Source organism: Streptomyces sp. NPDC003036, from assembly GCF_040611175.1.
GTDB lineage: Bacteria > Actinomycetota > Actinomycetes > Streptomycetales > Streptomycetaceae > Streptomyces.
Window position 1 is genome coordinate 112,116 of record NZ_JBEXNO010000005.1, and the last position, 22,574, is coordinate 134,689.

Sequence of the window (22,574 nt, forward strand, 5' to 3'; positions counted from 1 at the left end):
GCATCTACTCCTTGTGAGCTTCGTCGTGTCGCTGCGGTGCGGGGTGTCGGTCGAAAGCGGTGTCGGGGACGGGGGCAGGGGCCGGGTCGGTGTCGGAGTCGGCGTGAGCGAGCTCCGCCAGTCCGATACCGCGCCGGAAGGCGGCCATCAGGCCCGGGTCGTGCAGGGTTTCGTCGTCGTGGCGGCGCACCACGGGCGCGTCGCGCAGCTGCGGCACCAGGTGCTCCTGCGCGCGCCGCTTGGGGAGGCGGGGCCGGTCGCCGTGCTCCTCCTGTACGGGGAGGGGCGCGGGGTCCGGTACGTACGGAGCCGGCTGCTGCGGCGGCAGGGCGGGTGGGGCGGGCGGGGCGGGTCGCGGCTGTACGGGCTCGGGGCGCGCGGCGTCCGGTGGCGCGAGCGGTGCCGGTACGTCGCCGGCCGCCGGGGTTTCCGTCCCCTGGGTCCCCGGGGTCCCCGTGGTGGACGCGGCCTGGGGGGTCGAGGCGGATTCGGCGCCGAGGAGTCCCTGCGGCAGGACGATGGCGGCCTGGACGCCGCCGTAGATGTTGGTCTGGAGGCGGACGGCGATGCCGTGCCGGCGGGCGAGCGCCGCGACGACGTACAGGCCGATCCGCCCGTCCTGGAGGAGATGGGCGACGTTGACCTGGTCGGGGTCGTTGAGCAGGGCGTTCATCTTGTGCTGCTCGTCGGCCGACATGCCGAGCCCGCGGTCCTCGACCTCGACGGCGAGCCCGGCCGTGACGTACTGGGCGCGCAGCAGCACGGTGGTGTGCGGCGCGGAGAACAGCGTGGCGTTCTCGACGAGTTCGGCGAGGAGGTGGATGACGTCGGCGACGGCGTGCCCGCGAAGGGTGCCTTCGATCGGCGGCACCAGCTTGACCCTCGGGTACTGCTCGACCTCCGCGATGGAGGAGCGCAGCACCTCGGTCATGGTGACCGGGTTGGACCACTGGCGGCGTGAGATGGCGCCGCCGAGGACGGCGAGGTTCTCGGCGTGCCGTCGGACGCGGGTGGCCAGGTGGTCGACGTGGAAGAGGCCCTTGAGCAGCTCGGGGTCCTCGACCTGGTTCTCCAGCTCGTCGAGCAGCTGGATCTCGCGGTGGACGAGGGACTGGAGCCGGCGGGCGAGGTTGACGAAGACCTCGACCTTCTGTTCGTTGCCGACGGCGCTGGAGAGCTGGGACGCCTGTACGACGGCGGTCACCGCGGCCTCGTGGGAGCGGGTCAGCTCGGCCGCGAGCACGTCGAACTCGTCCGCGCCGGGCCCGGGCAGCGGCGTGCCCGGCCGTGGGGGCGGCCGCTCCCCGCGGCGCAGTTGGGCGACCAGGGCCTGGAGTTCGCTCGGGCCGCGCGCGGCGGTGCGGCGCAGCGCGGCGCACCGGTCCAGTACGGAGGTGGCCACGCGGTCGGCGCTCAGGGCCGCCCCGGCGATGGCCGCGACGGCGAGCGCCGCGCAGGCGGTCAGCGCGGCCCACAGGGTGGGCGACGGGCCGGCGCCGGTGGAGCGGAGGGTGAGGAGCACGGCGGCGACGCCGCCGAGGGCGACGACGACCGAGGGCACGACGGCGGCGCCCAGGAGTCGGGAGCGTATGCGGGCTTCCGGAGACGGGCCGGGCGGGTTCGGCCTCCCGCGGTGCGGCAGGGGACGGGCGCCGGACCGGCCGTGCCGCCCGCCTTCACGGCGGTCCGGCCGCGCGGCGGGTGCGCGAAGTTGAGACATCAGCGTCCTTGGTACGTGGGGCCCCGGGAATCGGCGTGCGAATCGGCGTGGAGGTACGGACGTGCGTGTGTGGAGTGCTGCGGGTGTTCGACCGTGGTGCTTCGGCGAACGCCTCAGGCGTCCGATGAGCCCACCGTTGATCACCGGCCACACACGGTAGTCGGCATACATTCACGTCTGATGGGCAGTTGACAAACTTGCCCGCCAAGCGTCCCGCTCTGGTATGAGGCCTCGTACTCCAGCCCGAAAACGCGGAGTTGACGCCGGCCGCGGGGCCCGGCGGCCCCGCGGCTCGTGCGAACCCGCCCTCAGGAGGCAGGGGCCGGGAAGGCGAACCGCACGTCGGTCAGCCGTTCCGACACCTCCCACAGGCGGCGGCCCGTCTCCGCGTCGGCCGCCGCCGGGGACAGCGCCACCCGCGTGGGGGCGCCGCGCAACTCGCCCCGGCCGTCCGGGCCGAAGAGCTCACCGCCGCTCGCCCCCGGATCGGTCGCCGCGTACAGCTGGGGCAGCGCGCCCTGGACCGGGGGCTGGGCGAGCGGGACGAGGAGGCGGCCGAACAGCACCTTCACCAGGCCGACGGGCGCGCTGGTCTGGAGGTTGGTGGCGGTGTAGCCGGGGTGGGCGAGCACGCTGCGCACGGGGCTGCCCGCGGCGGTGAGGCGGCGGTGGAGCTCCCGTCCGAAGACGGCGTTGGCGAACTTCGCCTGGTTGTAGAAGCCCATGGGCGAGTACGCGCGCTCGCCGGTGAGGTCGTCGAAGTGGAGCCGGCCCTTGCGGTGGTTGAGCGAGGTGACCGTGACCACGCGGGGGTCACGCCCGCCGCTCAGCAGGTCGAGCAGCAGGCCGGTGAGGGCGAAGTGGCCGAGGTGGTGGACGGCGAATTGGAGCTCGTGGCCCTGCCGGCTCAGTGATCGCGGGGGCGCCATCACTCCGGCGTTGTTCACGAGCACGTCCAGCCGCGGGTGGTCGGCGCGCAGCCGGTCGGCGAAGGCCCGTACCGAATCCAGGTCGGCCAGGTCGAGGCGGCGTACCTCCAGACGGGCGGCCGGCAGCTCGGTGGTGATCTCGGCGGCCGCCCGTCGCCCCTTCGCCTCGTCGCGCACCGCGAGGATCACGCGCCCGCGTCGGCGGGCGAGTGCCCGGGTGGTGGCGAGTCCGAGGCCGCTGTTGGCTCCGGTGACGACGAACACGCGGTCGGTCTGGTCGGGTATCCGCTCGTCGGTCCAGCGCTTCATCTGCTCTGTCATGCGGCACACGCTGCCTGTGATGTCACCAAGTGTCAAGGCGCTACCAGGTGACACGCACGACATGGCGCTACGATTGCCGGGTGAGTTCCCGCCCAGAAGTGACCATGGCCGAGCGCAAGCGTCAGCTTGTCGCCAACGAGTTGACCGAGGCGGCGCTGCAGTCGCTGGCGCTGAAGGGGTTCGACGCGGTCACCATCGACGAGATCGCGACCGCCGCCGGGGTGTCCAAGCGCACCTTCTTCCGGTACTTCGCGTCCAAGGAGGACGTGGTCGTCCAGTTCCTGGCGGACATGGGCGCCGGCATACGGACGGAGCTGGCGGGCCGTCCGGCCGGGGAGCAGCCGTCGGCGGCGCTGAAACACGCGGTGTGGGTGTCCATGGCCGCCTGCGGTGACCACTCCGGCCACGCGGCCAGGGCTCTGCGCGTGGTCCAGCTGATCCTGCGCACGCCCGCCCTGCTCGCGCGCTTCCTGGAACGCCAGGCGCAGTGGCGCGACGACCTGGCGGCGGAGCTGGCGCACCGCCTGGAGCTCGACCCCGAGACCGACCTGTACCCGCGGCTGGCCGCGGGGATGGCGCTGACCGCCTACGACGCCGTACTGCGGCGGTGGAGCGACAGCGACGGCGCCGAGGACCCGGCCGCGCTGATCGACCGGGCCTTCGCCGTCATCGCCCCGGCGCTGGACGCGCCTGGGGCCGGGTCACCTCGCCCCTCGACGTGACCGGATGTCCGCCGCCGTACGGCTCTGACCGCTGGGCCACGGCGACCGTGTCGGTGGGGGACGAAGACGGCCCGAAGCGCTCCGGTCGCCGGGCGCGCTCGTGGCCCTGCGCCAAGCCCCTCCCTTCGTCGATGCGCCGATGACGTCACCGGCATCAAGGCAGCGCGAAGATTGCCGGCCGACGGCAATGCGAACAGGCGTGCCGCCCTGTCACCATGACCTTCCCGGAGCCAGTGCGCCGACTGCATGCCGGAGCCCCCGGAAGACGGCGCGCAAGATGCTGCGGCGGATGGAGGGCGGGGAGCCCGTAGAGATCACCAGTGCCACGGCGTCCATAAGGCAGTTGGCTCGTCTCGCCTCCATCGCCGAGCAGTACGGGTACGAGTACGCCGACGCATGGCAGGGCGGCGGACCACAGGGAAAGGGGTTCGTGATGCGCATCGTGCCCGACCCCGACCCCCAGGCCCGCGCGCGGGCCGCACGGAACCGGGCACGGTACCCGAACGCCGGCGAGGGGGGACGCTTTGCCGCCCCTCATGCCGGACGCGGTCGAGCTTCTCAGAGCCCGCATCACGTACGACCTCGCCGCCAGGTGCAGCGAGAAGCAGTTGCGGGTGATCGCGAGCGTCGGCTTCACCGCTGCTTCCGTGGGCCTCTGCTTCCAGCTCGGCGCGGACACCACCGCGGCTCTCATCGCCGGCATCGCCTGGGTCGCGCTCATGGGGCTCGTGCCCGTCCTCGTCGTCGGCAACCGGCGCTACAGGGCCAAGTACGCCGCCCGGTTGCGAGCATGCGGGTTCACGCCGGTGACCGACCAGAGCGGGCGGCTGCGGTATGTGCCGCCGGGCAGGCAGCTGCCCGGGCACGGCAATCCTTTCACCAGCCGGGCGTAGCACCCACTCGTTGCGCCGCGTGTGACGGGCTCGGCATGTGGTCGTGGCCCGCTGTCCGAGCCGTCGGACAGGCCGACTCGAGACCGCGTCAGGCGCGGGTCCGCTCCCGGCCGAGGACGCAGTCACCGCAGACCCCGGCACCTCGGACGCGGTAGTAGAGACAGCAGCTCCGGCGACGGTACGTGAGGGAGTCCGCATCGAAGGTTCCCGCACCCGCGAGCGGTTCTCGCTCCAGCAGTGCGGTCGCCAGGGGGAGCGGTGAGTGCGGGGCGTCCGGGGCTTGGGCGAGCGTCACCCGTACCGCTCCCAGGAGCGCGGAGGCGGCGTTGCCACGCAGAGCGTGCGGGGACACCCCGTAGAGCCGGCGTACGGCGTCGCCCAGGGGAAGGAGGTTCCGTACGACGACGGTTTCGCGCAGGACATCGACCACGTCGCCCTCGGCCACTTCCGGGGCGTCCGGCATCCACAGGTCGACCGGGCCGGTATCGGGCGTCCGCCACCAGACCCGCTCGGGTGCGAGGTCGGGCACCCGGCCGGTGAGCGCGGCGGTGCCCAGCGCGATGGACCACAGGCGGGCGGCCGTGCCGATGTGGAGGGTGGAGGCGGCGACACGCCGCTGATCGGTTCCGAGCCGCCGGCCGACTTCCGCCACGTACCGCGCGAGGACCGCCCGGTCCTCGTACAGCGCGGTGAGCGGGCGGAACCGATCGGCGTCGGCCCGCGGGCCGCACGCCATCGCGAAGTAGGGACCGATAGCGGAGACACGCGCCGGTACGTCGGCGCCCACCAGGTGCGCACCGCCCGGTCCACCGGTCGCGCCGCTTCCCGGGACGGCAGGCGGTCGGCGGCCGGCCCGGCCGCCGGGGGCGTGTGGGCGCATGGGTGCCATCGTCCTCTCCCGGCTTCCTCGTTCCGCCGTCGCTGGTCGGGCCGAAGCCTCGCAGACCCGCCCGCGGCACGCCAGAGCCCCCTGTGTCACCGACCACAACCGGACCGGCGGATGGCGTGGCGGAAGCCGGGGGCGGCGCCGAGGGGGTGCCTATCGCCGATCGGACTTCCTCGCAGCGGATGACGGCCTCGGCGGTACGGCGTGCACGGCGTCGAGCACGAGGGCCAGCATCCGTCGGGCCGGTCCGGCGTCTTCGTCGCGGGCCGTGGACAGTGCGATCCCGGTGATGAGTTGGACCAGGTCACCGGCGGTCAGGTCGGCACGAGCGGTCCCGTGACGCTGCGCCCGGGTGAGCAGACCGGCCGCCGCGTCCAGGATCAGCCGATGGCAGTCCAGGCCCGGCGCGCCGGGCTCGTTGACCATCAGTGCGCTGCCCATGCCGTGGTTGGCACGGGCATGGGCCAGGAACGCACCCAGCCATTGGGCCAGGGCGTCGTCGGCGGAGTCCGAGGTGCGCAGTTTCTCCGCTTGCTCGCACAGGGCCTGGATCCGGTCTCTGAGGACCGCGGTCAGCAGGGCCTGGCGGTTCGGGAAGTGGCGGTACAGGGTCCCCGGGCCCACGCCGGCCCTGCGGGCGATCTCGTTGAGGGACGCTTCGGGACCGGCTTCGGTGAACACGTCGTGCGCGGCGGCCACCAGGCGTTCCCGGTTGAGGAGCGCGTCCGTGCGCTTCGACGTGCGAGCGGCATGGCCGCGTTCGGTCGTCATCCGTCCCGCCCTTCCGGTGCCTTTGGGGATAGCCAAGCGGAGAAGTTCTCCGTATCGTAACGGACCTCAACCGGAGAGCCTCTCCGGAACGCCTCACCGAGGAGGATCCATGACGGACGGCCCATCGGCAGCGCTTGACCGGGTGGGGATCTGGACCTTCGCCTACGACGAGCAGCCCGCCGGACGCGTGCGGGAATCGGCCGCGGAACTCGAGGAGTTGGGCTACGGAGCCCTCTGGTACGGAGAGGCCTTCGGCCGCGACACGGTGGGCCAGGCATGGCTGCTGCTGTCGGCGACCCGTCACATCACCGTCGCATCCGGCATCGCCAACATCGCCTTCCGGGAACCGAACACCACCGCTGCCGCGGCGCGCACGCTCGGCGAGGCGTTCCCCGGACGCTACGTGCTCGGCCTGGGCGGACACCGCGTCGACGACACCGTGCACCAGGTGGACGGCTACTCGGTGCCGACCCGCAGCAGGGCGGTGACCACGATGCGTACCTACCTGGAAGCCATGGACGCGTCACCCGCCCACAGCCCGATACCGGAGCCGGCCCCGCGCCGCCTCCTGGCCGCTCTGGGCCCGAAGATGCTGAAGCTGGCCGCCGAACGCACCTGGGGCGCGCACACGTATTTCGTGCCCGTCGAGCACACCGCACAGGCGCGCCGGATCATGGGGCCGGATGCGTTTCTCGGCGTCGAGCAGGCCGTCGTGCTCGACCGTGACCTCGGCCGGGCCCGGGAGGTGGCCACAGCGCATGTCGCCGGATACCTGGCAGCGGCGCCGCACCAGGAGGCGAACGTACGCCGGCTCGGCTTCGGAGACGAGGACATCGGCGGCGGCCCGAGTCGCAGACTGGTGGATGCGATCGTCGCCTACGGCGACACGGAGGCGATCCGCCGGCGCGTTCAGCAGCACCTCCAAGCGGGAGCCAGCCACGTCTGCGTGCAGGTACTGACCGCCGCTCCGGCCACGCTGCCGCGGCAAGAATGGCGCGAACTCGCCCCCGCTCTCGTACCCCGCCGCAGGGGGTGACGAGGCTCAGCGCCCCCAGGCTCGTCCGCGACCGACGTCACCGCTCACCGCTCAGCGGCGAGGTCGAGATCACCCCTGGTCGTCTCGGCCGCACTCTCCTCCCCGCGCGGTCGCCGCCACGGGTGCGCGATCGGACTGGACACCGCCCGCCACCACGGCTCCTCGGGCGCCTTCCCCGTGGGCTCGAACGGCTCGCCGGGGCGGGGAAACGCCGCCGCCTGACCGGCCTCCTCGGCCGCGTCCTTGGTCCACTCCCCCGGCTCGGCCCACGGGTGCGGCGCCAGGTTGAAGGTGCCCCAGTGGATCGGGAGCAGTACGCCCGCCGCGTCTCCGCCCTGGAGGTCCAGATGGGCCCGTACGCCCTCGGCGGGGGTCATGTGGATGTCCGGCCAGAACTCGCTGTACGCGCCTATCTGGATCATGGTGGCGTCGAACGGGCCGTGTTCGGCGCCGATGTCCCGGAAGCCCGGGAAGTAGCCGGTGTCGCCGCTGTGGTAGACGCGGTGGTCCGGTCCGGCGACCACCCAGGACGCCCAGAGCGTGTGCTGCTGGTTGCGCAGGCCGCGCCCGCAGAAGTGGCGGGCCGGGGTGGCGGTCAGCCGTACGCCGCCGACCTCGGTGGACTCGTGCCAGTCGAGCTCGCGCAGGCGGGACGCCGGCACGCCCCAGTGCTCCAGGTGGGCGCCGACGCCGAGCGGGACGGCGAAGAGGGTGTCCGTGGTGGCGAGGGCGCGGATGGTCGGCAGGTCGAGGTGGTCGTAGTGGTCGTGGGAGATGACGACCACGTCCACCGGGCCGAGCGCGGCCAGGGGCAGCGGTACCGGGTGCAGCCGCCGGGGCCCGGCGAAGGGGAACGGCGAGCACCGCTCGCCCCACACCGGGTCGAAGAGGACGCGGACTCCGTCGATCTCGGCGAGCACGCTGGAGTGCCCGAGCCACGTCAGACGCAGTCCGGACGCCGGGGGCCGGGCGAGGTCGGCGACCGTGGTGGGGTGCACGGGGACGGCCGCCGCCGGCGAGCGGCGTCTGCGCCCCTCCTTCTCGAAGTACGTCTTCGCGAACTCGACCGCCGAGCCGGAGGGTCTGTGCCGGGCGCCCACGGGGTTCTGGAACACCCCGTCCGCGAAGTGCGGCGAGCGGCGGATGCGCTCCATCCGCTCCCCCGTCGGGTCCGCGCCGAAGGCGGCGGGCCGCAGCGTGCGCAGCCGGGACCACGACGGTCGCGTGGGCGTGGAGTCGGAGCCGGTCACAGCACCTCCAGGGGGCTTGGTCCTCCCATTATGGGCGGAGGGTGTGACAGCCCGGGGCGCGGGTCCGGGACCCTACAACGGAAGCAGGTCCGGGCGCTTGGCCGAGACGTGGTCGCCGGAGGACTCGCCGCGCAGGCGGCGGCCGATCCACGGCACCAGGTACTCGCGCGCCCACTGGATGTCGTCGCGGCGCACTTCCAGCGGGCCGCGCGGCGGCAGGGGCGGCCACGGCTGGTCCGGGTCGGCGGGGACCTCCACGCCCAGGACCTGGCCGGCGCGGAGGGCGACGCGGGTGTGGCCCTCGGCGGACAGGTGGAGCCGGTCCGCGTCCCAAGCCCGTCTGTCCTGGACGGTCTTGAGGGACCAGAGGTCCAGCACGGGGCAGCCGTAGCGGTCGGCGACGGCGCGCACATGGCCGTTGTACGTGGCGATCTTGCCGCGCAGGTGGCGCAGCACCGGCACGCCGCGGGTGTCGAAGCCGGTCGTCACCAGCACGGTGCCGACCACCGACGTCAGGTCGGCGACGGCCCGCTCGAAGCGTTCGGCGACGTCGTCGGGGTCGCTGCCGGGCCGGATGATGTCGTTGCCGCCCGCGCAGAAGGTCACCAGGTCGGGGGCGAGCTCTTTCGCCCGCGGGAGCTGTTCCTCGACGATCTGGTCGAGGAGCCGTCCGCGTACGGCGAGGTTCGCGTACCGGAAGTCGTCGGGCTCGGGCAGCCGGTCGGCGAGGAGCACCGCCAGGCGGTCGGCCCAGCCGACGAACGTGCCGTCGGGTCCGGGGTCTCCGACGCCCTCGGTGAAGCTGTCACCGATCGCCACGTACGACCCGAATACGTCACTGTCTCTGAAGGTCGAATCGTCTGCCACGGGAGCACATCCTGCCTCCTTCCCTGTGACCTACGCGACCGTAAGGAGGGGTTGACGTAGCGTGAGATATGCCACCGGTCAAGATTCGTCCAAGCCGGAATACGCCGCTGCCCGGCACCGTGGAGCGCGGTACCGGGCAGGGCGGGTGGCCGACGGCGCGTCGACGGTGCGTCAGATGGAGACGCCGTGCTGGCGCAGGTACGCCAGCGGGTCGATGTCCGAGCCGTAGCTGGGGCTGGTGCGGATCTCGAAGTGCAGGTGCGGGCCGGTGGAGTTGCCGGTGGACCCGGAGAGGCCGATCTGCTGGCCGCCGCTGACGCTCTGGCCGGAGGAGACGGAGAGCTGGGAGAGGTGGGCGTACTGCGAGTACGTGCCGTCGGTGTGCTTGATGACGACCTCGTTGCCGTACGAGCCGCTCCAGCCGGCCGAGACCACGGTGCCGGGGCCGACGGCCTTGACGCTGGTGCCGGAGGAGGCCGCGAAGTCGACACCGGTGTGGTAGCCGGAGGACCACATGGAGCCGGAGGCGCGGTACGGGGTGGTGATCGAGGAGTCGACCGGGGCCGTGAAGCCGGAGCCGGTGCTCTTCGGGGCGGACTGCGCCGGGGCGGCCTTGGCCGCCGGGGCCTCGGCCTTGGCGGCGGAGCGGGAGGCGCGGGCCTCGCCGCGGTCCTCGTCCGCCTTCGGCTTGGCCTTGGCCGGGGCGGCCTTGGCGCCGAGGGTGAGCTCCATGCCCGGGAGGATCAGCGACGGGTCCTCACCGATGACCTCGCGGTTGTCCTTGTACAGCTTCTGCCAGCCGCCCTTGACGTTCTTGTTGTGGGCGATCTTGGCGAGGTAGTCACCGGCGACCACGGTGTACGTACGGGGCGCGGGCTTGGCGGCGGCCTGGGCGGTCTGCGCGGCGGCGACCACCTGCTGCGGAGCGGTCGCCGGCGCGGCGCTCTGCTCCGCGGCGTGCGCACCGGTGGCGCCGAGCAGCGGAAGGGCGATGGCCGCGCCACCGGTACCGGCGGCGATGAAACCACGCGTGAGCGTGCTGGACTTGGGACGGCGGTGCTTACCCTTGGCGGGCATGGCGAATTCCTCTCCGGCGCCTGCGAGGTGAGCTGTCGGGTTCGGGCTGGAGATGCCCGGCCGCGTGGTGACGCGACTTAACCCCGAGCCGGTCCCGGAATTCCGGGATCGGCGGACTTACCTGGGTCCCCCGCTCCTGCCACACGTGGGTGGGTGCTGAATTCCGGGCCGGCGGCAGGATTCGGCGGTCCGGCCGGATTGCGGTGACCGTAGGACAGTCGGGTCGGCTCGAACAAGCCGCCGCTTTCCCGAGTGCATTCCTTTGCACCGCGCCGTCGCGGATTACCGGTCACCCTCCGTGGATTACGGATCATGAATTCCCGGTGAGCGCAGGGGAATTGCGGAAGAGGCCCGGCCACGGACGGTCACTTTTATGACGCTGCTCACGCGCCGAGGCCCATGTCCCGTTCTATCGGGGCACGTTATGCCGAACACCCCAATACGGACAGAAGCGTCATACCTCGACGAGCCGTCGCAGGCGCACCGAGGGCGGACAGGCGGACGGATCGAGCACCCGTGCGGATGATTGCCCCGGGAACCCAATGTCGTATCGTCGGATCGCGACATCGTCGGCGGCCGGCGCCGACGTCAGACGCGGAGGAGTCCCCGTGACGCAGCAGGTGCCGCAGGCCCCGTCGAGCGAGCCCGAACTGTCCGGTGTGCGCAATTTCCGGGATGTGGGCGGGCTGCCGACGGTGGACGGGCTGCGCATCCGGCACGGGCGGCTCTACCGCAGCGGCCACCTGGCGCACGCCACCGGGGAGGACGCGGCGTTCCTGGGCTCCCTCGGGCTGCACACGATCTTCGACTTCCGCAACGCCGCCGACCAGAAGCTCGAAGGCCCCGACATCGAGCTCCCCGGCGTACGGAACGTGAACATCCCGCTCACCGACCCGGCCGACGGCGTCGAGTTCTGGCGGATGGTCCGCGACGGCGACCTCGACCAGCTGCGCCAGATCCTCGCGGACGGCCAGGCGGCGGCACGGATGTCGGAGTCGTACCGCACGATCATCAAGGAGCGCACGGCGGAGCACAGCCGGGTGCTGCACGCCCTCGCCGAGGACAGCGTCCCGGCGCTCATGCACTGCGCGGCGGGCAAGGACCGGGCGGGGCTGTCGATCGCGGTGACGCTGCTGGCGGTCGGCGTCGAGCGGGAGGCCATCGAGGCGGACTACCTCAAGTCCAACGACCCGCACCGCCGCTACAAGGTGCACCGCAGCGACAGCTCCCCGGCCGGTATGTCGCCCGAGGTGATGGAGCTGCTCAGCCCGCTCTTCGACGCGCGCCTGGAGTACCTGGCGGCGGCCTTCGCGACCATCGAGGAGACCTGGGGCACGACCGACCGGTACCTCTCGGAGGGCCTGAAGCTGACGCCCGAGACGCGGGAGCGGCTGCGCGAGCGGCTCCTCGACGCGGGCTGAGACCCGGGGCCCGGGTCGGGCTCGTCAGCCGGCGCCCAGCGCGAAGAGCAGGTACAGGAACGCCGCGAAGAGGTGGCCGGCCACCAGGTAGGCGAAGAGCCGGACGACGAGCCCGCGCGGGAACTTCACTTCGTAGGACATGGGGTCCTCCCTCTCGGGGACGTCAGCGGTGGGTGCCGGGGCCGCCGAGGCACAGGTCGGCCGCGGCGCTCTGCAGGAGTGTGTGGACGAAGAGCAGCTCGGCCCCGCGGCGCCCGGCCGCGGCGATGCGGTGCGGGGTGAGCGAGTCGAAATGCGCGCTGTCGCCGGGGTCCAGGACGTGGACCACGTCGCCGAGCACGAGCCGCACCCGGCCGGCGAGGACGTAAAGCCACTCCTCGCCCGGGTGGACGCGTACGAGATCGCTCTGGCCCGCGGCGTACGGCACCTCCACCCGCAGCGCCTGCAGGGCGCGCCCCGCGCCGCCGGCCTGGTGGTACGTCCAGCCGTCCGCCTCCACGGGCTCGGCGCGCCCGGCGCGGACGATCGGCTCGCGCTCCGGCGGGACCTCGCCGAGGAGCTCGGACACCGTCGTACCGTAGACACGGGCGAGGCCCAGGAGCATGGGCAGCGACGGCTGGCGCCGTCCGGTCTCCAGGCGGGAGAGGTGCGCGGGTGACAGGCCGGCGCGCCGGGCCGCGGACTCGAGCGTGAGGCCGCGGCGGCGGCGCAGCTCGCGCAGCCGGGGTGCGACGTCCGGCAGCGCTTCCGGTTCCGGTGGGCCGGTGGGAGCGGTCATGCCCCCATTGCGCCAGGAACGGACCTCCGAGGCAATTTTCTTGCCTCTGAGGCAAAAAGATCAGCGGTTGGCGACCGCCTGCTTCATCAGCGTCTTGCCGAAGTCCCACATCAGGCCCCCGCCCGCGTGGGCCTCGTCCATGACGGCCGTGAAGGCGGCCACGAACCGGTCCACCTCCCGCTCTCCGATGATCAGCGGCGGGATCAGCTTGATGACCTCCAGGCGGTCCCCGGAGACCTGCGTGAGGATCCGGTGGCGCTGGAGCAGCGGGACGACGACCATCTGGGCGAACAGTCCCTTGCGGGCCGCCTGGAGCATCGTCCAGCGGCTGCGCAGGCCCAGCGAGGACGGGCGGCCGAACTCCAGGCCGATCATCAGGCCCCGGCCGCGTACGTCGTGCAGCAGCTCGTAGCGGTCGACGAGCGCCGCGAGGCGGGTCTTCAGCAGCTCGCCGGTGAGCCGGGCGTTGGCCACGACCTCCTCGTTCTCCAGTACGGAGAGGACGGCGAGGCCGGCTGCCATGGCCTGGGCGTTCGATCCGAAGCTGGCCGAGTGGACGACCACCCGGTCCATCGACGAGTAGACCTTCTTGAAGATCCAGTCCTTGCCGAGGGTGGCGCCCACCGGCACGTAGCCGCCGGACAGCGACTTGGCCACGCACAGCAGGTCCGGCTCGACGCCGTCCTCGTGCTGGTACGCGTAGAAGTCGCCGGTCCGGCCGAGGCCGGTCTGCACCTCGTCGGCGATCAGCAGCGCCTTGTGCCGGTGCAGGAGCTCCTGGGCGGCGCGCAGGAAGCCGGGCGGCGCCTCGTGCACGCCCTTGCCCTGGACGGGCTCGACGATGAGGGCGGCCACGTCGCCCCGCTTCAGCTCCCGCTCCAGCGCGTCCAGGTCGCCGAGCGCGATCGGGGTGTCGGGCAGCAGCGGTGCGAAGCCGTCCCGGAAGCACTCCTCGCCGTTGACGGAGAGGGAGCCGGTGGTCAGGCCGTGGAAGGCGTGCGCGCAGTAGACGACGCGGGGTCTGCCGGTCGCGTAGCGGGCGAACTTGAGAGCGGTCTCCACCGCCTCCGTACCGCTGTTGGAGAAGAACGCGCGGTCCAGGTGCGGCGAGTACGACAGCAGCTTCTCGGCCAGTAGCCCGGGCAGCGGGGCGCAGTCGAAGCGGGTGAGGTCGGGCAGCTCGGCGTCGAGGACGTCGTGCAGGGCCTTGCGGACGACGGGGTGGTGGCGGCCGAGGCCCATCACGCCGAATCCGGCGAGCATGTCGAGGTAGTCGTTGCCGTCGGCGTCCCAGAAGTACGCGCCTTCGGCCCGCTCGTAGACCTTGTCGAAGCCGATGGTGTGGAGCATGCGGGGCAGCTGGTGGTTGAGGTGCCGGGCGTGCAGGTCGTAGCGCTCGGCGCCGCGGTCGGCGAGCAGCGCCGCCAGGTCGAATTTCTTGCTCATGCCTCGTTCTCCTTGCGTCCCAGCGCGGCGCTGATCCGTCCGGCGATCTCGACGGGGGTGAGCCCGATGTCGGCCAGCACCTCTCCGCGCTTGGCGTGCGGCAGGAACTGGTCCGGGATGCCGAAGGTGCGCAGCGGTACGTCGGTCCCCGCGTCGCGCAGCGCCTGCCCGACCGCGCTCCCGACGCCTCCGGCGCGGCTGCCGTCCTCGACGACGGCGACGAGGCGGTGCGCGGCGGCCAGCGGCGCGAGCTGCTCGTCGACCGGCTTGACCCAGCGCGGGTCGACGACGGTGCAGGGCAGGCCGCGCTCGTCCAGCAGCCCGGCGACCCGGAGGCAGACGGGCGCCATGGCGCCGACGGCCACCAGCAGCACGTCCGCTTCGCCGTGGTCGGGCCGGTGCAGGACGTCCATGGAGCCGACGCGCCCGACGGCGGGCAGCGGCGGGCCCGCCGCCTCCTTCGGGAAGCGCACCACGGTCGGCGCGTCCCGCACGTCGACCGCCTCGCGCAGCTGCGCCCGCAGCTGGTCGGCGTCGCGCGGGGCGGCGATCCTGAGGCCCGGCACGACCTGGAGGACCGACAGGTCCCACACGCCGTTGTGCGAGGCGCCGTCGGTGCCGGTGACGCCCGCCCGGTCCAGGACGAAGGTGACGCCGCACCGGTGCAGGGCGACGTCCATCAGGACCTGGTCGAAGGCCCGGTTGAGGAAGGTCGCGTACACGGCGACCACCGGGTGGAGACCGGCCGTGGCGAGCCCGGCGGCGCAGACGGCGGCGTGCTGCTCGGCGATGCCCACGTCCCACACCCGGTCGGGGAACCGTTCGGCGAACGGCGCCAGGCCCACCGGCTTGAGCATCGCCGCCGTGAGGGCCACGACGTCGGGCCGCTCGGCCCCGATCGCCGCCATCTCCTCGCCGAAGACCGACGTCCAGGAGGGGCCGCCGGCGGGGCCGAGCGGCTCGGCGGTCAGCGGGTCCATGGCGCCCACCGCGTGGAAGCGGTCGGCCTCGTCCTCCAGCGCGAGCGGGTAGCCGCGTCCCTTCTCGGTCAGGCAGTGCACCAGGACGGGCCCGTGGAAGCGCTTGGCGCGGCGCAGCGCCGACTCGACGGCCTCGATGTCGTGGCCGTCGATCGGGCCGACGTACTTCAGGCCGAGGTCCTCGAACAGGCCCTGCGGGGCGATGAAGTCCTTGAAGCCCTTCTTGGCGCCGTGCAGCGACCCGTACAGCGGCTGCCCGATGACGGGCGTGCTGCGCAGGACGTCCTTGCCCCAGGCGAGGAAGCGTTCGTAGCCGTCGGTGGTGCGCAGGGTGGCGAGGTGGGTGGAGAGGCCACCGATGGTCGGGGCGTAGGAGCGCTCGTTGTCGTTGACGACGATGATGAGGGGGCGGTCCTTGGCGGCGGCGATGTTGTTGAGCGCTTCCCAGGCCATGCCGCCGGTGAGCGCGCCGTCGCCGATGACGGCGACGACGTGGTCGTCCCTCCCCCGCAGCTCGTTGGCCTTGGCGAGGCCGTCGGCCCAGCCGAGGACGGTGGAGGCGTGGCTGTTCTCGATGACGTCGTGCTCGGACTCGGCGCGGGACGGGTAGCCGGACAGGCCGCCCTTGCCGCGCAGCTTGGAGAAGTCCTGACGGCCGGTGAGGAGCTTGTGGACGTAGGACTGGTGGCCGGTGTCCCACAGGACGCGGTCCACGGGCGAGTCGAAGACCCGGTGGAGGGCGATGGTGAGCTCCACGACGCCCAGGTTGGGCCCGAGGTGCCCGCCGGTCCTGGCCACCGCCTGGATGAGGAACTGCCTGATCTCCTCGGCGAGTTCGCCGAGCCGTGTACGGTCCAGTGCCTTGAGGTCGCGCGGCCCCCGGATGTTCTCCAGCAACGTCACGCTTCGGACCCCCTCTCTGATCGGTTCAGCCGGCGGTGGCGGCGGAGTCTCCCGAGGGGCTCACCCCCGGCCTCCGGAGACCGCCTCCCGGGTCGCGCGCAGGGACTCCTTCAGCGAGCTCATGGTGGCGAGGACGGCGGTCGGCTCGTAGCCGCAGTGCGCCATGCAGTTGGCGCAGCGCGGGTCCTTGCCGCGGCCGTACGAGTCCCAGTCGGTCTCCTCGATGAGCTGGCGGTACGTCGGGACGTAGCCGTCGGCCATCAGGTAGCAGGGCCGCTGCCAGCCGAAGAGCGAGTAGTTCGGGATCGCCCAGGCGGTGCAGGGGAAGTCGGCCTTGCCTTCCAGGAAGTCCAGGAAGAGCGGCGAGTGGTTCAGCCGCCAGCGCCGCCGGTTGCCGCCCGCGAAGGCCTTCCGGAACAGCTCGCGGGTCTGCTCGACGCCGAGGAAGTGCTCCTGGTCGGGCGCCTTCTCGTAGGCGTACGCGGGCGAGATCATCATCTCGTCGACGCCGAGGTCGTCGTTGAGGAAGTTCAGCACCTCGATGACGGTCTGCGGGGTGTCGGTATTGAAGAAGGTGGAATTGGTGGTGACTCGGAAACCGCGTCGTTTGGCTTCCTTGATGGCCGCCACCGCCTCGTCGAACACGCCCTCCTTGGCCACGGATTCGTCGTGGCGTTCGCGCAGTCCGTCGATGTGCACGGCGAAGGCGAAATACGGCGAGGGCCGGAAGTCCTCGATCTTCTTGCGCAGCAGCAGGGCGTTGGTGCAGAGGAACACGTATTTCCGGCGGGCCACCAATTGCCGGACGATTTCGTGGATCTGCGGGTGCATCAGCGGCTCGCCGCCCGCGATGGAGACCATCGGCGCTCCGGACTCCAGGACGGCCCCGACCGCCTGGGCGACCGGCATGCGCTGCTTCAGGACCCCGGCCGGGTGCTGGATCTTCCCGCAGCCCTCGCACTTCAGGTTGCACGCGTAGAGCGGCTCGAGCTCGACGATGAGGGGGAACTTGTCGCGCTTGCGGAGCTTCTGCTGGAAAAGATAGGTCCCGACCCGGATGGTTTGGCGAAGCGGCATGGCCATCTGGCTCACCTCCTGGGGAGCAGCAAAGAACGGTGCCATTCATAGAAAGCGGGCAATACAGCACGAAGAACGCGGAATGCAGATATTCCCCCGCGCACCGTGCCGATCCGGACGAGTTCGTGCTCAGGAGCATCCACGACCACTCGGACGGCCGCAACCGGGCGTGGCCCGGCGCTCAGGGCGGCCCCGAGGGTGGCGGCGGACTCCATGTCCACCGCGATGGCGCCGGTGGCGCGCAGTTCGGACCGCTCCTGGCCGCGTACGACGTGGTCCGAGCCCGTCAGCGGGCCGGTGTGGACCGTGCGGCGCCCGGGCACCGCGCCGGTCAGCGCCTTGACCAGCAGCTCCGTGCCGGTGCAGCCGGCCCGGCCGCCGGGCCCCCAGGTCTCGTCGGCCACGACGAGGTCCCCCGGGTGCATCCCCGGGGCCAGGCCCGCGCAGAACCCGGAGGCCACGACCGCGGCGCCCCGCAGCGGCTCCCCGGCGAGCGCCCGGGTCACCGCCCGCTCTGCGCTCGCCGGCCCCATGCCCGTACGCAGCACGGTCACCGGGCCGGGCGCGGCTCCGTGGCGCTGCCGGCCGCGCAGCGCGAGGCGCTCGATGCCGAGCGCGCAGGCGATCAGCAGCGGCGGCGCGACGAGGTTCGCGTCGGGATCGGAACCGGGCGGCTCCGGTGCGTCTGCCATCAGCCCTCCTTGCCGGAACGGCCGAAGGAGGGCTCGCCGTGGACGTACCGGCCGAGCGCGGTGAGCGGGAAGACCTGCCGGTACAAGTGGTAGTTGATGGAGAAGTCCCACGGGAAGCCGGTGCCGGTGAAGTGCGGCTCGTCCCAGGAGCCGTCCTCGCGCTGGGTCGCGGCCAGCCAGCGGATGCCGCGCTCCACCGCCGGGGAGTCCCGCTCCCCCGCCGCGAGGAGCGCCATCAGCGCCCAGGCGGTCTGCGAGGCGGTGGAGGCGCCGTGGCCGATCCACTCCTCCTCCCGGTAGGAGCGCAGGTCCTCGCCCCAGCCGCCGTCGTCGTTCTGGACGGACTCCAGCCAGGCGACGGCGCGGCGGATCGCCGGGTGGGAGCCGGGCAGGCCGGCCGCGGTCAGCGCGGGCACCACGGACCCGGTGCCGTACACGTAGTTGACGCCCCAGCGCCCGAACCAGGCGCCGCTCGCCTCCTGTTCGGCGAGCAGCCACTCGACGCCCCGGCGCGTACGGGGGTGCTGGGCCTTGCCCTCGTGCGCGAGCATCTCCACCACGTGCGCGGTGACGTCGGCGGACGGCGGGTCGATGACCTCGCCGAAGTCGCAGAACGGCAGCCGGTTCGGGAAGGGGCTCGTGTTGTCGGCGTCGAAGGCGGCCCAGGCCCCGTCGGCGCACTGCATGCCGAGCGTCCAGCGGGCGCCGCGCTCGACGGCCGCGTCGAGCCGCTCCGGGTCGGGGTGCTTGACGCGGCGCAGCGCGAGGATCACCTCGGCGGTGTCGTCGATGTCGGGGTAGGTGTCGTTGTGGAACTCGAACGCCCAGCCGCCCGGGGTGAGCCCGGGCCTGCGGACCGCCCAGTCCCCGGGCTTTACGATCTGCTCGCCGAGCATCCAGTCGGCCGCCTTGACCAGCGCCGGGTGGTCCGGGCGCAGGCCCGCGTCGGCGAGCGCGATGGTGGCCAGGCAGGTGTCCCAGACGGGTGACTGGCACGCCTCGATCATGCGGGCGCCGTCCTCGCGCCAGACGGCGAACCGGTCCAGGGACTCCAGGCCCGCGCGCATCACCGGGTGGCCCAGGTCGTAGCCGAGCAGGCGCAGCGCGATGAGCGAGTAGACCGCCGGCGGCTGGATGCCGCCCCAGCAGCCGTCGTTCTCCTGCCGCTCGACGATCCAGCGGGCGGCGGCGTTCATCGCGGCCTTGCGCAGCCGGCGCGGCGCGATCCGGTGGTACGCGTGCAGGGCCTTGTCCAGCCGCTGGAAGAAGCCCTCCCAGCTCGCGGCGGGGGCGAGCGGCCTCGGCGGGTTGGGGCGGCGCGGGTCGGTGTGCAGCTCGTCCAGCGCGAAGGGCGCGGGGCGGACGGGGCGCTTGGCGGAGACGATGGTGAGGGGCACGATCGTCTGCCGGGCCCACTGGCCGAAGTCGTAGATGTTGAGCGGGAACCACGGCGGCAGGTAGATCAGCTCGGGCGGTAGTTCGGGCAGGTCCTCCCAGCGCCACCAGCCGAAGAGCGCCAGCCAGATGCGGGTGAAGACGCGGCTCGCGGCGATGCCGCCCTGCTCGCGGATCCAGGCGGCGGCGCGGGCCATGTGCGGGGCGTCGGGCGGGTCGCCCGCGAGCCGGAGCGCGACGTACGCCTCGACGGTGGCGGAGAGTTCGCCGGGTCCGCCCCAGAAGGTGGCCCAGGTGCCGTCCTCGCGCTGCTCGCCGCGGATGTACCGGGCGGCGGCGCGGGTGACGGCCTCGTCCTGGATCCCGAGGAACTGCCGGAGCAGGAGGTCCTCGGCGTCCATGGTGACGTTGGTCTCCAGGTCGCCCTTCCACCAGCCCTCGGCGTCCTGCTGTGCGAGGAGGTGGGCGATGGAGCGTTCGGCGGCCCGGGCGGCGGCTTCGCGTACGTCGCCCGCCGCGGTAGTGGTGGTGGTCGTGGGGGTCGGAGGAGTGGTGGTCGTGGTGGCCGAGGCTGCCCGGGGGCCGAGGGCCCCGGTGCTTCCGTCGGTCGTCGCTGTCATGGCTTCCCCTTCGTGCAGTGGATGTGCTGCGGCTGCGGGTGGGCCGTCGGCCGGTGCACGCGGGGGCACCGGCCGGCGACGAGCGATTCATATGGTGCGGATGGTGGTGGGGGCGGTGGGGTGGGCGAGGGTGGCGGTTTCGGTCCCGATGGCGGTCATCGCTTTCGTACGACGACGAAGTCGGCGAGCGCGGTGAGCTGGGTGCGGACCCGTTCCGGCATGTCGACCCGGTGCAGGGCCTCGATGGCGACGGCGTGCTGCCGGCGGGCCTCCTGGGAGGTCCACTCGCGGCCGCCCGCCTCCTCGATGAGGGCCGCCCGCATGGCGAACTCCTCCTCGGAGAAGCTGTCGAGGTCGGGGTTCTTGGCGTCGGCCGCGAGGAGCTCCCCGAGCCGCTCGGAGGCCGGGCCGCCGGCGGCGAGGGCGGCGACGACCGGCAGGGACTTCTTGCGCTGGCGCAGGTCGCTCCAGGTCTGCTTGCCGGTGGACTCCGGGTCGCCCCAGATGCCGAGCAGGTCGTCGATGGCCTGGAAGGCGAGGCCGAGGTGGTAGCCGTACGCCTCCAGGGTGTCGGCGGTGCGGTCGTCGGCGCCGCCGAGGACGGCGCCCACGGAGCAGGCGCAGGCGAGGAGGGCGCCGGTCTTGTTGCCCTCCATCTCCAGGCACTCCTCGACGCTGACCCGCTCGCGGTGCTCGTAGGAGATGTCCTGGGCCTGGCCGTCGATGAGCTTGCGGGTGGCCGTGGTCAGCCGGCGCGTGGCGCGGCCGGCCTCGACGGTGCCGAGCTCCAGCAGCAGCTCGTTGGCCAGGGCGAAGAGCGCGTCGCCGACGAGGATGGCCTGGGCGGGGCCGTGCACCTTCCACACGGTGTCGCGGTGGCGGCGCTGCTCGTCGCCGTCCATGAGGTCGTCGTGGAGCAGCGAGAAGTTGTGCACCAGCTCCACGGCGACCGCGCCGGGGACGCCGATCTCGGGGTCCGCGCCGGCCGCCTCCGCGGAGAGCAGGGCGAGCGCGGGGCGCACGGCCTTGCCGCTGTCGCCGTCGGCGGGCCGGCCCTGGGCGTCGATCCAGCCGAAGTGGTACGCGGCGACGGTGTCCATGGGCGGCGCGAGCCGCTTCACGGCCGCGCGCAGGACCGGGGTGGACATGGTCCGCCCGCGCTCCAGCAGAGCGGTCACGTCCACGGTGTCGACGGCCGGATTCACCGGGGGCACAGTCGGCACGGTCTCTCCTCTTGTTCCAGTACTCAGGCTCATGCCGCCTCCTCGAGCGGATGTACATGGGGACGGCCGAGTGCCGAGAGGGCGGCGCCCGCGGCGCTGAGGCCGCTGCGTACCGCACCTTCCATGGTGGCGGGCCAGCCGGTGGCGGTCCACGCGCCGGCCAGGTACAGGCCGGGTGCGCGGGTGCGGGCGGGGGGACGCAGCCGTCCGACGCCGGGGGTGGGGGCGAACGTCGCCGCCCGCTCCCGGGTGACGAAGAAGTCGCGCACCTTCGCGCCGCGCGCGGCGGGCAGCAACCGCTCCAGTTCGGGCAGGTAGCGCTCGCGCAGGACGGCGACGGGCTCGTCGATCTCGTCGCCCGCGGCGGACTGGGACAGCGCCAGGTACTGGCCGTCGGTGTACCCGGAGGCCTCGGTGCGGTCGAAGACCCACTGGACCGGGGAGCCGAGGGCGGTGAAGAAGGGCTGGCGCAGCACCTTGCGGTCGTACAGGACGTGGACGTTGAGGATGGGCGCGGTGCCGATGTCCAGGAGGGCGCCGGGGTCGTCGAGCGCGCCGTGCGGCAGGAGGCCGTGGGCCTCGTGCTGCGGTACGGCGAGGACGACGGCGTCCGCCTCCAGGGTCTCGCCGGGCACCCGGACGTGCCAGCGGCCGCCCGCGGCACGGGAGAGGGAGGTGGCCTTGGTGCGCAGCTCGGTGCGGACGCCGGCGGAGTCGAGGGCCTTGCGGGCGAGGGTGTCGTGCAGCTCGCCGAGGGGGACGCGGGCCCAGCCGATGTCGGCGGCGCCGGGCTCGGACAGCAGCCCGGTCTTGAAGACCATCGCGGCCAGGCCCATGGAGGCGTGCGGCGCGGTGGCGTTGAGGGTGGCGACGCCGACGAGGTCCCAGAGCGCCTCGACCGTGCGCGGCGACTGGCCGTGGCGGGCGAGCCAGGTGGCGAAGTCGATGCCGTCGAGGGCGGGGTCGGCCGGGTCGAGCTTCTTCAGGGCGAGCGCGGCGCGCCCGACGCTCGCGCGCTCGGCGAGCGAGAGGTGCGGGTAGGTCGCCAGGCTCGCGGCGAGGTGGAGCGGTACGGGCAGGGCGGTGCGGCGCAGTCGGCCGAGGCGCGGGCCGCGCGGGTGGGCCACGTCGAGGACGGGTACGTCGAGCCGCCGCTGCAGCGGCGCCAGGTGGGCGCCGTCGACGCGGTCGAGGAACCAGCGGTAGGCGGTGCAGCAGCGCAGGTAGACGTGCTGGCCGTTGTCGACGGTGAGGTCGCCGCGCTGGAAGGAGAAGGCGAGGCCGCCGAGGCGGGGCCGCCCTTCGAGGAGCGTGACGCGGGTGCCCGCCTCGGCGAGCCGCAGCGCGGCGGTGACCCCGGCGAGGCCGCCGCCGACGACCACCGCGTGCCGTTCCCGCGCCGGGCCGCCGCCGTCGGGCACGGCGCGCGGTGCCGACGGGCCGGCGGCCGGGGCGCGCCGGGGCGCCGGGGCGGCTTGGGTACGCGGCTCGTGCGCCGCCGACGGGTCGGCGGCCGTGTGGCGCGGTGCCGGTTCGTCGCCGCTCATGCGCCCTCCTCGGATGCGGT

General features: G+C 73.0%; 20 protein-coding genes and 1 riboswitch. Of the genes, 4 read left to right on the forward strand and 16 right to left on the reverse strand.

All coding sequences use genetic code 11. The features are described from left to right. Positions 1 to 4: 4 nt before the first annotated feature. Both ABZX67_RS05685 and ABZX67_RS05690 read right to left on the reverse strand, forming a co-directional pair. Positions 5 to 1,720, reverse strand: coding sequence for an ATP-binding protein (locus ABZX67_RS05685; RefSeq protein ID WP_355355027.1), 1,716 nt, complete (start codon positions 1,718 to 1,720; stop codon positions 5 to 7). Between the two features lie 308 nt (positions 1,721 to 2,028). Further along, a complete protein-coding gene (locus ABZX67_RS05690; RefSeq protein WP_355355030.1) occupies positions 2,029 to 2,970 on the reverse strand; it encodes an oxidoreductase in 942 nt (313 codons plus the stop codon). A gap of 104 nt (positions 2,971 to 3,074) precedes the next feature. Between ABZX67_RS05690 and ABZX67_RS05695 the strand changes: the two genes are divergently transcribed. Together ABZX67_RS05695 and ABZX67_RS05700 are read left to right on the forward strand one after the other, a co-directional pair. Next, the gene (locus ABZX67_RS05695) at positions 3,075 to 3,692 is read left to right on the forward strand and encodes a TetR family transcriptional regulator (RefSeq protein ID WP_355355240.1); all 618 of its coding nucleotides are present in this window, start codon (positions 3,075 to 3,077) and stop codon (positions 3,690 to 3,692) included. Positions 3,693 to 4,216: 524 nt separating this feature from the next. Next, positions 4,217 to 4,585 (forward strand): hypothetical protein, encoded by a 369-nt coding sequence (locus ABZX67_RS05700; RefSeq protein ID WP_355355033.1) that lies wholly within the window; start codon positions 4,217 to 4,219, stop codon positions 4,583 to 4,585. Positions 4,586 to 4,673: 88 nt separating this feature from the next. Here the strand turns inward: ABZX67_RS05700 and ABZX67_RS05705 are convergent, their stop codons facing one another. Together ABZX67_RS05705 and ABZX67_RS05710 are read right to left on the reverse strand one after the other, a co-directional pair. Then, positions 4,674 to 5,465: a (2Fe-2S)-binding protein gene (locus ABZX67_RS05705; RefSeq protein WP_355355036.1), complete on the reverse strand. Its 792-nt coding sequence runs from the start codon at positions 5,463 to 5,465 to the stop codon at positions 4,674 to 4,676. A 159-nt stretch (positions 5,466 to 5,624) separates the two neighbouring features. Then, positions 5,625 to 6,242, reverse strand: coding sequence for a helix-turn-helix domain-containing protein (locus ABZX67_RS05710; RefSeq protein ID WP_355355039.1), 618 nt, complete (start codon positions 6,240 to 6,242; stop codon positions 5,625 to 5,627). A 109-nt stretch (positions 6,243 to 6,351) separates the two neighbouring features. Here ABZX67_RS05710 and ABZX67_RS05715 point away from each other — a divergent pair, with 109 nt between their 5' ends. Then, complete coding sequence (locus tag ABZX67_RS05715; protein ID WP_355355042.1) at positions 6,352 to 7,278, forward strand: TIGR03620 family F420-dependent LLM class oxidoreductase; 927 nt, start codon at positions 6,352 to 6,354, stop codon at positions 7,276 to 7,278. Between the two features lie 44 nt (positions 7,279 to 7,322). Here ABZX67_RS05715 and ABZX67_RS05720 read toward each other — a convergent pair whose 3' ends face one another. From ABZX67_RS05720 to ABZX67_RS05730, 3 genes are all read right to left on the reverse strand, one after another. After that, positions 7,323 to 8,528 carry an MBL fold metallo-hydrolase gene (locus ABZX67_RS05720; protein WP_355355045.1) on the reverse strand — a complete coding sequence of 402 codons (1,206 nt, stop codon included), beginning with the start codon at positions 8,526 to 8,528 and terminating at the stop codon, positions 7,323 to 7,325. Positions 8,529 to 8,600: 72 nt separating this feature from the next. Further along, entirely contained in the window at positions 8,601 to 9,395 is a 795-nt protein-coding gene (locus ABZX67_RS05725; RefSeq protein ID WP_355355048.1) for an SGNH/GDSL hydrolase family protein, read from the reverse strand. A 171-nt stretch (positions 9,396 to 9,566) separates the two neighbouring features. Beyond that, entirely contained in the window at positions 9,567 to 10,472 is a 906-nt protein-coding gene (locus ABZX67_RS05730) for a LysM peptidoglycan-binding domain-containing M23 family metallopeptidase (RefSeq protein ID WP_355355051.1), read from the reverse strand. 4 nt (positions 10,473 to 10,476) lie between these two features. Next, positions 10,477 to 10,634, reverse strand: a riboswitch (cyclic di-AMP (ydaO/yuaA leader). Between the two features lie 446 nt (positions 10,635 to 11,080). Here ABZX67_RS05730 and ABZX67_RS05735 point away from each other — a divergent pair. Next, positions 11,081 to 11,893, forward strand: coding sequence for a tyrosine-protein phosphatase (locus ABZX67_RS05735; protein ID WP_355355054.1), 813 nt, complete (start codon positions 11,081 to 11,083; stop codon positions 11,891 to 11,893). A gap of 24 nt (positions 11,894 to 11,917) precedes the next feature. Here the strand turns inward: ABZX67_RS05735 and ABZX67_RS05740 are convergent, their stop codons facing one another. From ABZX67_RS05740 to hpnE, 9 genes are all read right to left on the reverse strand, one after another. Further along, positions 11,918 to 12,034 carry a DUF6126 family protein gene (locus ABZX67_RS05740; protein ID WP_355355057.1) on the reverse strand — a complete coding sequence of 39 codons (117 nt, stop codon included), beginning with the start codon at positions 12,032 to 12,034 and terminating at the stop codon, positions 11,918 to 11,920. A 22-nt stretch (positions 12,035 to 12,056) separates the two neighbouring features. Then, a complete protein-coding gene (locus ABZX67_RS05745) occupies positions 12,057 to 12,671 on the reverse strand; it encodes a helix-turn-helix domain-containing protein (protein WP_355355060.1) in 615 nt (204 codons plus the stop codon). Between the two features lie 60 nt (positions 12,672 to 12,731). Further along, positions 12,732 to 14,117 carry an aspartate aminotransferase family protein gene (locus ABZX67_RS05750; protein WP_355355063.1) on the reverse strand — a complete coding sequence of 462 codons (1,386 nt, stop codon included), beginning with the start codon at positions 14,115 to 14,117 and terminating at the stop codon, positions 12,732 to 12,734. Continuing rightward, the gene (gene dxs, locus ABZX67_RS05755) at positions 14,114 to 16,000 is read right to left on the reverse strand and encodes a 1-deoxy-D-xylulose-5-phosphate synthase (RefSeq protein WP_355355066.1); all 1,887 of its coding nucleotides are present in this window, start codon (positions 15,998 to 16,000) and stop codon (positions 14,114 to 14,116) included. The genes ABZX67_RS05750 and dxs overlap by 4 nt, the downstream gene beginning before the upstream one ends. A 60-nt stretch (positions 16,001 to 16,060) precedes the next feature. Next, on the reverse strand, positions 16,061 to 17,083 hold the full coding sequence (gene hpnH, locus ABZX67_RS05760) for an adenosyl-hopene transferase HpnH (protein ID WP_355355069.1): 1,023 nt from the start codon (positions 17,081 to 17,083) through the stop codon (positions 16,061 to 16,063). 5 nt (positions 17,084 to 17,088) lie between these two features. Then, the gene (locus ABZX67_RS05765) at positions 17,089 to 17,769 is read right to left on the reverse strand and encodes a 1-hydroxy-2-methyl-2-butenyl 4-diphosphate reductase (RefSeq protein ID WP_355355072.1); all 681 of its coding nucleotides are present in this window, start codon (positions 17,767 to 17,769) and stop codon (positions 17,089 to 17,091) included. Further along, entirely contained in the window at positions 17,769 to 19,784 is a 2,016-nt protein-coding gene (gene shc, locus ABZX67_RS05770; protein WP_355355075.1) for a squalene--hopene cyclase, read from the reverse strand. Before shc ends, ABZX67_RS05765 begins: the two co-directional genes overlap by 1 nt. 155 nt (positions 19,785 to 19,939) lie before the next feature. Beyond that, positions 19,940 to 21,040, reverse strand: a complete 1,101-nt coding sequence (locus ABZX67_RS05775) for a polyprenyl synthetase family protein (RefSeq protein ID WP_355355078.1) — start codon at positions 21,038 to 21,040, stop codon at positions 19,940 to 19,942. After that, the gene (gene hpnE / locus ABZX67_RS05780; protein WP_355355081.1) at positions 21,037 to 22,554 is read right to left on the reverse strand and encodes a hydroxysqualene dehydroxylase HpnE; all 1,518 of its coding nucleotides are present in this window, start codon (positions 22,552 to 22,554) and stop codon (positions 21,037 to 21,039) included. The genes ABZX67_RS05775 and hpnE overlap by 4 nt, the downstream gene beginning before the upstream one ends. Between the last annotated feature and the right edge of the window lie 20 nt (positions 22,555 to 22,574).

Coding starts and splice junctions, on each gene's coding strand:
- ABZX67_RS05740 (WP_355355057.1), bottom strand. CDS start 12,034: ATGTCCTACGAAGTGAAGTTCCCGCGCGGGCTCGTCGTCCGGCTCTTC.
- ABZX67_RS05775 (WP_355355078.1), bottom strand. CDS start 21,040: ATGAGCCTGAGTACTGGAACAAGAGGAGAGACCGTGCCGACTGTGCCC.
- ABZX67_RS05765 (WP_355355072.1), bottom strand. CDS start 17,769: ATGGCAGACGCACCGGAGCCGCCCGGTTCCGATCCCGACGCGAACCTC.
- ABZX67_RS05690 (WP_355355030.1), bottom strand. CDS start 2,970: ATGACAGAGCAGATGAAGCGCTGGACCGACGAGCGGATACCCGACCAG.
- ABZX67_RS05715 (WP_355355042.1), top strand. CDS start 6,352: ATGACGGACGGCCCATCGGCAGCGCTTGACCGGGTGGGGATCTGGACC.
- hpnE (WP_355355081.1), bottom strand. CDS start 22,554: ATGAGCGGCGACGAACCGGCACCGCGCCACACGGCCGCCGACCCGTCG.
- ABZX67_RS05705 (WP_355355036.1), bottom strand. CDS start 5,465: ATGCGCCCACACGCCCCCGGCGGCCGGGCCGGCCGCCGACCGCCTGCC.
- ABZX67_RS05710 (WP_355355039.1), bottom strand. CDS start 6,242: ATGACGACCGAACGCGGCCATGCCGCTCGCACGTCGAAGCGCACGGAC.
- ABZX67_RS05695 (WP_355355240.1), top strand. CDS start 3,075: ATGGCCGAGCGCAAGCGTCAGCTTGTCGCCAACGAGTTGACCGAGGCG.
- hpnH (WP_355355069.1), bottom strand. CDS start 17,083: ATGGCCATGCCGCTTCGCCAAACCATCCGGGTCGGGACCTATCTTTTC.
- ABZX67_RS05745 (WP_355355060.1), bottom strand. CDS start 12,671: ATGACCGCTCCCACCGGCCCACCGGAACCGGAAGCGCTGCCGGACGTC.
- ABZX67_RS05685 (WP_355355027.1), bottom strand. CDS start 1,720: ATGTCTCAACTTCGCGCACCCGCCGCGCGGCCGGACCGCCGTGAAGGC.
- shc (WP_355355075.1), bottom strand. CDS start 19,784: ATGACAGCGACGACCGACGGAAGCACCGGGGCCCTCGGCCCCCGGGCA.
- ABZX67_RS05750 (WP_355355063.1), bottom strand. CDS start 14,117: ATGAGCAAGAAATTCGACCTGGCGGCGCTGCTCGCCGACCGCGGCGCC.
- ABZX67_RS05730 (WP_355355051.1), bottom strand. CDS start 10,472: ATGCCCGCCAAGGGTAAGCACCGCCGTCCCAAGTCCAGCACGCTCACG.